The organism is Paenochrobactrum glaciei, from assembly GCF_039522165.1.
GTDB classification, from domain to species: Bacteria; Pseudomonadota; Alphaproteobacteria; order Rhizobiales; family Rhizobiaceae; genus Paenochrobactrum; species Paenochrobactrum glaciei.
Genome location: NZ_BAAADE010000014.1, coordinates 18,710 through 29,261, shown reverse-complemented (window position 1 = coordinate 29,261; position 10,552 = coordinate 18,710). Strand labels below are relative to the sequence as shown.

At 43.4% G+C, this 10,552-nt stretch carries 14 protein-coding genes; 9 read left to right on the top strand and 5 right to left on the bottom strand.

From position 1 onward, the window contains the following. The first annotated feature begins 617 nt into the window (after nucleotides 1–617). The 8 genes from ABDZ76_RS16620 (at nucleotide 618) to ABDZ76_RS16585 (ending at nucleotide 6,316) form a co-directional block, all read left to right on the top strand. On the top strand, nucleotides 618–791 hold the full coding sequence (locus ABDZ76_RS16620; protein ID WP_343808148.1) for a hypothetical protein: 174 nt from the start codon (nucleotides 618–620) through the stop codon (nucleotides 789–791). 206 nt (nucleotides 792–997) lie between these two features. Next, nucleotides 998–1,777, top strand: coding sequence for a GNAT family N-acetyltransferase (locus tag ABDZ76_RS16615; protein WP_343808145.1), 780 nt, complete (start codon nucleotides 998–1,000; stop codon nucleotides 1,775–1,777). 53 nt (nucleotides 1,778–1,830) lie between these two features. After that, the gene (locus ABDZ76_RS16610) at nucleotides 1,831–2,814 is read left to right on the top strand and encodes a hypothetical protein (RefSeq protein ID WP_343808142.1); all 984 of its coding nucleotides are present in this window, start codon (nucleotides 1,831–1,833) and stop codon (nucleotides 2,812–2,814) included. A 132-nt stretch (nucleotides 2,815–2,946) separates the two neighbouring features. After that, entirely contained in the window at nucleotides 2,947–3,513 is a 567-nt protein-coding gene (locus ABDZ76_RS16605) for a hypothetical protein (protein ID WP_343808139.1), read from the top strand. Nucleotides 3,514–4,317: 804 nt separating this feature from the next. Beyond that, the gene (locus ABDZ76_RS16600; protein ID WP_343808136.1) at nucleotides 4,318–4,569 is read left to right on the top strand and encodes a hypothetical protein; all 252 of its coding nucleotides are present in this window, start codon (nucleotides 4,318–4,320) and stop codon (nucleotides 4,567–4,569) included. A gap of 91 nt (nucleotides 4,570–4,660) precedes the next feature. Further along, nucleotides 4,661–5,068 carry a Ros/MucR family transcriptional regulator gene (locus tag ABDZ76_RS16595; RefSeq protein ID WP_343808133.1) on the top strand — a complete coding sequence of 136 codons (408 nt, stop codon included), beginning with the start codon at nucleotides 4,661–4,663 and terminating at the stop codon, nucleotides 5,066–5,068. Nucleotides 5,069–5,745: 677 nt separating this feature from the next. Beyond that, complete coding sequence (locus ABDZ76_RS16590; protein WP_184224744.1) at nucleotides 5,746–5,955, top strand: cold-shock protein; 210 nt, start codon at nucleotides 5,746–5,748, stop codon at nucleotides 5,953–5,955. 115 nt (nucleotides 5,956–6,070) lie between these two features. Then, nucleotides 6,071–6,316, top strand: a complete 246-nt coding sequence (locus ABDZ76_RS16585) for a hypothetical protein (protein ID WP_343808129.1) — start codon at nucleotides 6,071–6,073, stop codon at nucleotides 6,314–6,316. Here the strand turns inward: ABDZ76_RS16585 and ABDZ76_RS16580 are convergent. The 3 genes from ABDZ76_RS16580 to ABDZ76_RS16570 all read right to left on the bottom strand — a co-directional run bounded on the left by ABDZ76_RS16580 (nucleotide 6,263) and on the right by ABDZ76_RS16570 (nucleotide 7,566). After that, nucleotides 6,263–6,556, bottom strand: a complete 294-nt coding sequence (locus ABDZ76_RS16580) for a hypothetical protein (RefSeq protein ID WP_343808151.1) — start codon at nucleotides 6,554–6,556, stop codon at nucleotides 6,263–6,265. The genes ABDZ76_RS16585 and ABDZ76_RS16580 overlap by 54 nt on opposite strands. A gap of 96 nt (nucleotides 6,557–6,652) precedes the next feature. Further along, complete coding sequence (locus ABDZ76_RS16575) at nucleotides 6,653–6,913, bottom strand: hypothetical protein (protein ID WP_343808126.1); 261 nt, start codon at nucleotides 6,911–6,913, stop codon at nucleotides 6,653–6,655. Then, the gene (locus ABDZ76_RS16570; RefSeq protein ID WP_343808123.1) at nucleotides 6,910–7,566 is read right to left on the bottom strand and encodes a lysozyme; all 657 of its coding nucleotides are present in this window, start codon (nucleotides 7,564–7,566) and stop codon (nucleotides 6,910–6,912) included. Before ABDZ76_RS16570 ends, ABDZ76_RS16575 begins: the two co-directional genes overlap by 4 nt. A gap of 379 nt (nucleotides 7,567–7,945) precedes the next feature. On the opposite strand from ABDZ76_RS16570, the gene ABDZ76_RS16565 reads away from it, so the two are divergent. Further along, nucleotides 7,946–8,248: a DUF982 domain-containing protein gene (locus ABDZ76_RS16565; protein ID WP_343808120.1), complete on the top strand. Its 303-nt coding sequence runs from the start codon at nucleotides 7,946–7,948 to the stop codon at nucleotides 8,246–8,248. 37 nt (nucleotides 8,249–8,285) lie between these two features. Here the strand turns inward: ABDZ76_RS16565 and ABDZ76_RS16560 are convergent, their stop codons facing one another. Continuing rightward, complete coding sequence (locus ABDZ76_RS16560) at nucleotides 8,286–8,672, bottom strand: hypothetical protein (protein WP_343808117.1); 387 nt, start codon at nucleotides 8,670–8,672, stop codon at nucleotides 8,286–8,288. After that, nucleotides 8,669–10,417, bottom strand: a complete 1,749-nt coding sequence (locus ABDZ76_RS16555; RefSeq protein WP_343808114.1) for a hypothetical protein — start codon at nucleotides 10,415–10,417, stop codon at nucleotides 8,669–8,671. Before ABDZ76_RS16555 ends, ABDZ76_RS16560 begins: the two co-directional genes overlap by 4 nt. Between the last annotated feature and the right edge of the window lie 135 nt (nucleotides 10,418–10,552).

Genomic DNA, 10,552 nt, shown 5'->3' with positions numbered 1-10,552 from the left:
AAAAACAGACCGCACTCTTCACTCGGCAATGTCACACCGAATGAGTTCGCCATAAAAATGGCTCTAGAAAAACAGGCCGCTTAAGGCCAATAGTATAACCCAAGACTCTCCTAAAAAATGGAGGAGTATTGGGGCTCAGGTCAGTATGAATATTTTTATAAATCCATACTATAAGATAGATATATATACCCCATTCGAACTGATTACATATTGTGAGAAATAGAAATTGTAAATTTTATCAAGGAATATGTCGCAGAGTAAAACCAATGCTCGCCAGTACTGATAAGCCTACCTATTGGCATAGCTCCCAGTTGTTATCAGCAAGTCATAAAACGATAACAAAGCTAAATTGCGTATTTTCAAAATTAAACTATAAGGCGCCCTTGAAATTATAAGGACGTATTATGCAAAAAGACAATTCCTCCCGCTCTAACTCCCTATTGCTCCTCGCTGGCGCTGTTGCTCTGGCTGCTGGCCTATACTTACATTTTATGGCTGGTAGAGTTTCATCCGCAGATCAGCTGCGCTGTGAAAATAACGTAAAATCAGTATACAGTAAAAGTCAGGAAGCTTTAACGACGCTGCTGCCAAAATGTAGTGAACCAGGAATGGTCGCAATGATGGACGCCCAAGCAAATAATTCAACCGCCGCAGCAGCTGCACAAGCCATTTCATCAGCTAATAGCTCCGATATTGGCTCCAGCGCCCTCAGCTTTGGCCTAATCGGTATTGGCATCGGTTTACTTGGTGGTGGTCTGGCGCGCGCGCTGCGCTCACGCAAATCACAGTAATAAGCATAGCTCATCAGCTAAAAAAGGTCGGAGCACAATTCTCCGGCCTTTTTGTTATGACAAAACAACTTCGCCCTTAAAAAACTTCGGAAGTTACTATATTGACATAATCTCAAATTGGAACAAAATAAGAACAACCAATATTGCGAGTCGTAGTGTAAGTGATATTCACAGCTCAATGCACTCTGCAACCCAAAGGGATAACAATGTTAAAAGTAATAGCGCAGGATTTTATCAAACCTGATAAAATCGATATTGTTTTGCCTCTTTACAAAGAGCTGGTTGAAAAAACCAAACTTGAGCCACTCTGCATTGCCTATAATTTATATATTGATCAAAAAGATCCAGGACATTTTGTTTTCATTGAAGAATGGCCAGACAGAAACGCTTTAGATATTCATTGCGCCTCCGAACATTTTACCCGTCTTGTGCCCCTCATTAATCAACATCAGCGACAAGAGCCGAGTTTTATTCTCATGGATGGCTTTTCAATGCCGATTGCAACAGCCTCCACTCAGGGAAAAATAATCATACGCGCAGCTCAAACTGAAGATGCACAGGCGTTAAGCTCGATACTAACAGCAATCGTTGCAGAAACAGGCCGCACACACCCTCATGATGTGGATTTTGTGCTCGCTAACTACATAAACAACCCATCAGATATTTTATGCAGTGTTGCAGTTGATACGAATGGTGAAATTCTTGGGTTCCAGTCACTTATCCACGCAACTGAAGGAAACCGCTTTGATGTTCCTGTCGATTGGGCGGTTATCGGCACACATATCAGCCCCAAAGCCCATCGTAGAGGCGTAGGTAAGGCTCTTTTTGCCAGCAGTAAAGCTGCAGCTAAACAAGCCAATATAAAGCACATTGATGCATATATTAGAGCAGATAATTTGCCAGCACTGCATTATTATGGATCTATGGGATTTATCACCTATCGTGAACCTGATGGCATTATACAGAAAGTTTATAACGTCTTGTAAGACCTATAAAACTTCGCATTATTCATCGCATCAATCACAATCAGACGTGACATATGCAACTGTGTGCAAGAACTCTGTTTTTGTTTTTTTCAGATACCAAGCGGGCTAAAATGCGTCTCATTCTACCTACTATTTTTCTCTCCCTCACCGTCACCACTGCACTTGCGCAAACAACCGCTCCTGAGGTCGATAAAACGACATTGGGCCAGTGCGAAGAATTTCTGAAAAACGTAAGCTTTTTCAATCCTGACAAGGATTATGCTGTTCGGGACATTCCCGAAGGATGCATTATTTCAAACAGTATTTACAACACTTCGAGTTTCATGGGCTGGTCAATTGAAAGAGCTATTGTCGAAGCTGACGGTTTTCAAGACTATTTATCTGATACGCCTGATTTGAATAAACATTTGCCGCAATGGGGACGCATCGCGATAGATGGTGTGCGCATGAAACTGCAAAGTGGCAGCAAAATTCCAGATTACATCACCTCAATTCAACAATGGCCAATGGATGCTTCAGCCTCCTATCAGTTTAACCCAGAAAGCGGTTATCTGCATATTCAGAATGCGGAAATCAGCAGTACAAAACTGGGCAAGGCTTCAATTTCTGCCGAAATCAATCTGCCAGTTGGTTCAACCATCTCTTCCCTCGCCGACCATCCAACCGCAACAGTTTCGCATCTGCGCGTAAGGCTCGACAATCAGGGCATGTGGGAGAGTTTCGCTCTGCCGGTTCTTGCCAATTACGCCGCACTCCCCACAGAAACGGGTGAAAGTGATCCGGAAACTGATATTGCGCGCCTGCGTGACATAGCAAGCAAAAGTGTTGAGATGCTACCTGACAGCCAGATCAGCGGCACATCCCGCAAAGCATTACTCAAATTTATTCAGGACATGCCGCATCCAACCGGTTTCTTTTCTATTGATCTAGAGTTTAATCCACCTTTGCCCATAGACTTGGATTCTATTGAGCGCGGTCAACTGAGTGAACAACAGCTCACGAGCGGAAAGATTACTGCTATCTATAGAGCGCGCTGAAATGATATTTACCGCCAGCTTAATCAGATTTCTAGTTCCAAGCTTATCAATTACAGCTAAGAAACAGCTCTTAATCCCAGTTTGCATCATAAAAATAAAGAACCACACACTCACTGGACTTCATCAATCTTTATGAAAAAATATGCTCTGATCACATGCACAGCGCTGCTACCGCTTTTGAATGCAGCATACCTGTTTACCGGTATTGAAACGCAACATAGAGAGCATAGCACCAATTATACGTTTTTCATCAAGCAGCGGCCATCACTACAATTTTTTTTCGACAATCCCATTGCTTGCGGGGAATGCGATGTCGAAATTTATGAAAAATTACCGCTATCTCGCCTTGAGGAAATCCGTAACTATTGTGGCCAACGCTTTGGTTTAAACAATTTGCGGATGTGCCATGCGATCTTCGCTGAAAGTCAACGGCAAACACGATCAAACATGCAAGGTCATGATGCTATTGAGCAGGTTGCTGCACGCTTTATCAACGGCAGTAATATTGAAAATGGTACGAATTTCTTATTCCCGTACGTCAATAGCAAAACCTTTGTGCCGGAATGTGTATTACCGCTTCGTGTAAAATGGCGAGCAGATGCAGAAAAAAAAGATCGTATCATTGTTAGTTGCGAAGAGACCAAGCACGCCAAACCACAGAATCGGTGGGACGTAACATTACCCGTTTTTTCAAATTGATTTAAAATCAAAAGAGGCGATTCATTACACGCTCACTATCAGTCTTACTGTCTTTCCCCTAAAGACCCGTCATTCTTTCTTGTTTTAGTGTGAGAGGCACTTATTCCTGAATAACTGCACTTTTGTATAGTGACGAGCTTTGACAGAACACACCGCCTAAGACAGGCATGAAGAGAACTGCAAAACTATCATGCCACTCCAAATCGAAATCTGAAACGCTAATTAGGAAATTGATTTAGCTGATGGAGTTTTATTAAAGCGATCAGAAAGGCAACACATTGTTGTCAGTGTGTAAAATGAAGTCAAACTGTAAAATGGAGATTTTTTACTTTCTGCTAAACCATTCTAATCTAAGTTAGAATGGTGAGCGCGCACGGGTTCGAACCGTGGACCTACTGATTAAAAGTCAGGTTTTAATATTAATAAAATCAATAAGTTAAGTAGAAATCCTCTGTAAAAAGCAGCCCAAGATAGCCTAATAAAAACAATGTTCATTAAAACGAATTGTAAAATGATTTCAGTAAATTTTTAATAAAAACTAGCCGCGGGTTGATACAATCCCAATTAAAACGATTATTCGTAAATATCATGACTTGTGTAAATGCACGTGCATGTGACCTTTAAATATCCTATTGGAAATATGTCGATTTGGGGCCTTATGTGTGTATTGCTTCAGCACCACCTGTGCACAATTATTTTTAATTGACTCTCACATTAAATTAGAACATTTAAAGAACAAATTAGCTTTTGTAAAAATACATTCAACCCTTTTGCGCGTGTTTAGCGCCACGGGATAGCTTTGCCATGAGCTGGAAAAGCCAAATACAAGTCCGTGATCTGGAAGATGATCAGCGCTTAGAAATGATATGCCTTAAGTGCGGCCGCCTTGTTTACATCAAGAAGGCCGACATTTGTAAGAAGGAAGGTTATGAGCAGCTTTACCTAGATGAAGTCGAGCGCCGCTCACGATGCCGTGGCAAAGGCTGTGACGGACGCTTCCGTATGGCTATGGAGCGCCTTAAGGAATTGAGCGGCTTTGTAGGTGGTATAGCATGAACGATGAGAAGGATTGATATTTATAAAAAAATATAAAATATGTTATAATTTATAATTAAACTACGAATCTTGTCATTTAAGGCGTTTAAACATGAAAGATCACTTACTGAATTTAACTGCGGAAATAACAATTAATTATATCAAATATAATAATATTCATACTTCTGCTTTACCACCCTTAATTACTAATATTCACAGCTCATTAATAACAATCATGCAAGATGGAAAATTTTGCGATAATATTTTGACTTCATCTACTGAAGCTCAGCGTCTACCTATTGTTCACATTAAAAAATCATTTACTAAAACAAATATCATTTGTCTCGAATGTGGAAAATCATTCAACACTCTTAAAAGGCATTTAAGGTCATCTCATGATTTATCTCCACACGAATACAGAAAAAAATGGGGATTAGCGCCAGATTATCCTATGATAACTCTAGAATATTCGCAGAGGAGATCTAAAATTGCCAAGGATATGGCGCTGGGAGTGACTTAATGCACAAGTGTCTTATCATCAACTCAACTATGCCTATTGAATAGATTCAACGCCCAGATAAATATTGAACGATAGGCACTATCTCGCCTGCAATGAACCCTCCCACTGCTATCATAAGCATCAGCACCCAAAGAGCACCTTTAGCTTGGGTGAGAAGTTGGTGCTTTTCAGTGACTTTCGTGTAGAGGTCGTCAATTTTGCTCTCCATACGAATTACTCAATCTCTTATATCTTTCGCGAATGTAGCCATCACCAGCACTCCAACAGTCTGACATTTTGATCGGTGCAGGTAGGCCACAGCTACTAGCACCACATCCGTAAATCATCCTTACCCTTTTGATTTTAGATCATTTTAAGGTTGCATAACAATTACAAGAAATGGGGGAGCTTTGCCTTTCATGGCCACTTTGGGGAAATGTGATATTGGAATGACATAAACATGTGGGAATAAACAAAATAACAACAATCAAAAGCAGAGTTTTTATTTAAATCCAAGCTGAGGGTTGACTTTAAGATTATAGCACCTACATTAGCCATATCGATATTTGCTTGTTTAGCTTTGCTTCTTGCGCATCATTAGCGCCTTTAACGAACCTTCCCTTTCAAAAAATCGTTATCATACTCACAGTTCATATTGAGCTGGGAGCATCTTATTTACTGCTAAGAGAGGGTTCATTATGACCACTGGCACAGTTAAATGGTTTGATTCAATTAAAGGCTTCGGCTTTATCCAGCCTGACAATGGCGGCAACGATGTGTTTGTACATGTTTCTGCTGTTGAGCGCTCCGGTATGCGCGGGCTAAATGAAGGCCAGAAAATCGGATACGACACAGAGCGTGACAACAAGTCAGGCAAAATGTCTGCATGCAATCTGCAAGCTGCATAATTCGGTATTACTCATTCTTGACCACGGATGTACTGGCACTAATGAGAAAATAATACCAACTGAGGTCAGACAAATTGTCTGGCCTTTTTTATTTCCTTTTATAGATGGATAATTCATGAAAAATACATTTAGCGCCCTTCGCGAAACTGCTGAAATTGCATTTCAAAAAACGCAATCACATAACCCAATTCAAACTCGTGTTGAAAATGAGATTGAAGAGGAACTGAAATTGAGAACCGAAAAAACAGCCCGCCTTAAAGCTGCACGTCTGGCATTTCAACCTATCGAGACATTACGTAAAACCATATCAAAGGGTGTTAAAACCTCCTTTAATAATGAAACTGATTACACCAAGAATTAAAGCACTAATAATCAGCCAGACTACCTTTGCTAATGTTTCGCTTACACCCGATATTTTCTTTTCCAGATCATTGAACCGGTTGTCCATGTGCTTCCACTGCTCGTCCTTACGCGCATCTGCCAATTCAGCTTGTCGCTGCCATTGCTCAAGAGACGTTACGCGTAAGGCCATGGCAGCTATCTGATGCTCGTTGCCGACGATACGAGAACGCAAATCGAAATCATTGTCGTTTGGTATCATCACCAGCACCCCGTCTTTTTGCCATATGCATTGTGACCGGCGATTGATTTACCCGCAGGAGAATCGTTCTGCGCCACGTAGACAGCCGTTTCCGGTTTAAGGCTGATCTTCTGCCAGCCCGCGCAGTTGTTCGCACTGGTCGCGCACCCCGCCAAGCTCAACACACAGAGCAAAGCTGTCCATATTGTTGATTGTTTCATTGATACCTGCCCTGTTCTGGATTGCCTGACTGACCGCCTCGGCAGCTTTAAGTGCTGCCTGCTGTTTGCCTTCATGAATGCCAAGCGCATAAAAAAAGAGGCCTGAAACCGCCCCTCCGATTAATGCGCCAATGATATGTTGAAGAGTGAGCCTCATGCGGATTGTTCCCGCATGCGCTTAATCAGATAAAAAACACCGACACCAAACGCCCCGACCATGATAATAGCTAGCGCCCACTGGATTGGTGACGATCCTGCGGCCATACCACCAAGCCCTGAAAGCAATCCACCAGCTGAGGCAATCAATTCAGGTTTGAGCAAAGTGTCTTTCTTCTGCTCAGGGGAAACGTAGTTTGAGGAAACGAAATCACCCTTAACCCAAAGCCCAGCCTCTGCTGCGCGACGGTTAACCAGCCCCTGTACACGTTTACCACCTGCATTGACCCATTTCATCAGCTCTGCCGGCACAGCACCGTAATCACCTGCATTCAGCTTTTTGAGCAATGTGGATTTATGAAGAGCACCTGTGTTGAAATCGAACGAAACGAGTGCTGCATACTGATTATCTGTAAGAGGCACTTTGACCAGATCCGATACGCGCTTTTCAAACTTCGCCAGATCAGCACGAAGAATACGCACAGCTTCCTGATCGCTGATCTTCATACCAGCAACCACCTTGGGCGCTCCGGCCGCAGATGTATGGCCGTAGCCAATCGTCCATATACCAGCCACATCTTGATAAGCAGTCAGTCGCTTGCCTTCCCACTTCTGGATGTGCGAAAGCCCCGCCGCGTTAATGCGTCGTGTCATGTCATTTCCTTTCGGCAATAAAAAAACCCCGCATAAGCGAGGCATCTTTGTGAAATTTTAAATTCATAAATTTATCGAGTGACGAGGATAAACCGTCATTCTATTCAGGGGGACGTCTTCGAGACCGATAACGACGTCGCCACTGCCATGCAAAAAATATAACCAAACCACGCCTATTGTAATTAGAACAACGCTTCCATTGTAGACGGATTCAAATTCAAAACTGTTCATTATATCACCTCCTGAAAGGTGAACCGGCGCGTATAAAAAAGGTTCCTTTTTAATTAGTAAAAGAAAATACAATCCTTGAATTAGGTTTCTACTGCACTAAATCAAAAACGTCATTCCAACAAATTTCGTTCTGATGAAGGAGGTCAAAGTGAGCGACCGTTTGTTTGACAAACCAGTTTACGTCACCAATGGACGTTATTTGACATTAGAAATTGCTAGTATCCATGATGCACTTATGTTTTTGCATGAATGGCCGGAAGATGATCGTGATCTGATTTACGAGACCGCTTGGAAAGCTTGTTGCGATGCGCATGATGGTGCGAAGCCAATTATAGCTGCACAGAATGCGATTAAGGGCTTTGCCAGAAAACGTGGCATACTTGATCAACCTACAGTTCCTATTCCTTGGGTGAATACAAAAACTACCTCTGTAGAAAAGCTATCCGCATAATTAAATCGTTAATGACAGCCCTGTTAAGTTCAGCTTATCAGGGCTGTTTTAATAATTCAGCCGCACGCGCATCGCCAAATAAGCCAATCGCAGTCTGCTCCAAAAGCGGCCAAAGCTCGTGATCAGAACGAAACGTTTGCGCTGTCATGAATATCTGCCGTGTTCGAAATGGTTGGGTCGACATAGCAGCCTCGACCTGAACGGCTTCGTCCTCGGACATTCGCTCCCATAGAGTGACCGATGGGATGATCGTAATGGGAGGCTCAGGTTCATTATACACCCATTCACCATTTATCCACTCGTGATGGTCATTGGGTTTAAGCGGAACTTCCACGGTGCCTGCGGGATAGTCATCAACGGCCTCTTCTCCGCCAACAGTTTGCCAATATCCAAGGTCTGGATGAAAAAACCCTTTTTCAATCATGAAAATTCCTTCCACTCATTAAATGCGCGATTAATTCGATAATATTGGCCAGGCAATATTGGCAAAATGCCTGAGTATCGAACATTATAAACATTCACCCATGATGCGCCGTTAGTAGAAACTTCGAGCTGAACATCATGATAGGTATTATTAAATGAGACAGCGATGAGCAGGACGTAACCTGTCGTATTCCGGTATGACGTATTCGCGCTTCTTTGACTGGTAACGTCACGCCAACTTCCGCTCCGATTAATCGTCACAGCATTTAAATCGCTTGGCTGAACCGCTGTGTCAGCTTTCACGCCCTGTGCAGCGGTCGCAAAGTAACTTACATTTTGAGCTGCCGCTGTACCAAGCGTTGGCCGACCTGTAAGATCTGCATAACGACCGGACGTCGCAACACTAGCCAGAGACGGGGTTTTATCTGCATCAGCCGGAATGCCAGAAAGTTTATTTTTCTCCTCAACGCTAAATGATGCTGTTGTTGCATCAAGCACACCTTTATTTTCGTGTGTATGACGAGCGCTATTATTAGCTGCAAGACTAATGCGCTCATCAGCAGTCATAATCTTAGCATTTACAGCCTCTACCATATTTTGCATATTAAACACGTCTGCTGCTTTTCCATCAGGATCATATACTGATGCAGCCATATCGCCGATGCCATCAAGCGTAAGCCATGTGTAATCGTAGTCATTACCCGATAGCTTAGCCAAAACCTGACCGCTTGTACCGCCATCCATGCCCGCCAAAACTTGTGCGGCTTGAGCAGCACTGACCGCGGCAGAATTCTTACTTTGCAACGCACTCGCAGCACTATCGGCAGCAGCAATACGATCAATCTGAGTAGCATGAGCATCGGTGGAAGCTGCCTGCGCCGAGGCTTCAGCAGACGAAGCTTGTGCAGCAGCATAAGAAACTGCCAACTCAGCACGCTCTCGATCTGTCTCGGCGGAGGCAGCACTTTGTTCGGCCTCTTGCTTATAACTCTTTGCCGTTGCCATACTTGAAGCGGCTGCAACTTCAGATGCTGCTGCCGCCATTGCATGACCTCCGGCAAGTGCTGCCATTTCTGCAGACTTTCCAGCACTTAATGCGGCTGCGCTTTGATGTGAATTAGCAGTTGCAGCACTCGACGCTGACGCCTCTTCAGAAAGTTTGGCTTTGTTTTTCGCATTAACAGATTGATCGCGGGCCTCCTCCGCACCTGCTTGCGCCGCCTGGGCACTTGCGACCGCAGTTTCAAAATCATGTACAGATTTAGATGATGGCACAATTGCTTTGCCCTGCTCATCCCAAACAAGAACCCGATCAGGAACTGGCGCGGATAAACGATAGCCTTCTTTGCTATCAGTTCGCAGTGCTCTTCGGGCAAGCAGATCAGTATCCTGCAAAGCCATCGTTAAACGATCAAGCTGTGTCTCCACTGCCTTAGCGTCATTGCGTTGTTTGTTCTCAAGGTCAACGCTCTGCTTAACTTGTGTCTTACGGTAGAGAACAACCTTCACACCCACCGGTGGCGCTACATTGAAAACGATCTTTCCGCCCGCCGGCCATGAAGACCCCGCGATTGAATAGTCAACATTCAGGCTTTTTATCGTGTCGATGTCACCGGTGCGAAAGGCTACGACAATTTCATCCTTTTGTAGAAATCGGCGAGGATAAGAGAATTCTCTTGTAACGCCATTTCCATTGGTGATGAATTCAAGCTGATCTGCGATAGGAACAGTCATGAAAAACTCCAATAAAAAAAGCCCCGCAAAAGCGAGGCTTTGATCTGTTAAACTTTAGTAGATCTTCATAATACATCCGGACTCTGCTTGAGATGATGAAGAACAGCAAAGAGTAAAGTTAGGATGTTTAAAGCGATGATGAGATTA

Excerpts from the sequence above, each read along its gene's own strand:
- ABDZ76_RS16585 (WP_343808129.1), top strand. The coding sequence starts at position 6,071 with ATGAAAAATACATTTAGCGCCCTTCGCGAAACTGCTGAAATTGCATTT.
- ABDZ76_RS16620 (WP_343808148.1), top strand. The coding sequence starts at position 618 with ATGATGGACGCCCAAGCAAATAATTCAACCGCCGCAGCAGCTGCACAA.
- ABDZ76_RS16590 (WP_184224744.1), top strand. The coding sequence starts at position 5,746 with ATGACCACTGGCACAGTTAAATGGTTTGATTCAATTAAAGGCTTCGGC.
- ABDZ76_RS16605 (WP_343808139.1), top strand. The coding sequence starts at position 2,947 with ATGAAAAAATATGCTCTGATCACATGCACAGCGCTGCTACCGCTTTTG.
- ABDZ76_RS16560 (WP_343808117.1), bottom strand. The coding sequence starts at position 8,672 with ATGATTGAAAAAGGGTTTTTTCATCCAGACCTTGGATATTGGCAAACT.
- ABDZ76_RS16580 (WP_343808151.1), bottom strand. The coding sequence starts at position 6,556 with ATGATACCAAACGACAATGATTTCGATTTGCGTTCTCGTATCGTCGGC.
- ABDZ76_RS16600 (WP_343808136.1), top strand. The coding sequence starts at position 4,318 with ATGAGCTGGAAAAGCCAAATACAAGTCCGTGATCTGGAAGATGATCAG.
- ABDZ76_RS16575 (WP_343808126.1), bottom strand. The coding sequence starts at position 6,913 with ATGAGGCTCACTCTTCAACATATCATTGGCGCATTAATCGGAGGGGCG.
- ABDZ76_RS16595 (WP_343808133.1), top strand. The coding sequence starts at position 4,661 with ATGAAAGATCACTTACTGAATTTAACTGCGGAAATAACAATTAATTAT.
- ABDZ76_RS16615 (WP_343808145.1), top strand. The coding sequence starts at position 998 with ATGTTAAAAGTAATAGCGCAGGATTTTATCAAACCTGATAAAATCGAT.
- ABDZ76_RS16570 (WP_343808123.1), bottom strand. The coding sequence starts at position 7,566 with ATGACACGACGCATTAACGCGGCGGGGCTTTCGCACATCCAGAAGTGG.
- ABDZ76_RS16610 (WP_343808142.1), top strand. The coding sequence starts at position 1,831 with ATGCAACTGTGTGCAAGAACTCTGTTTTTGTTTTTTTCAGATACCAAG.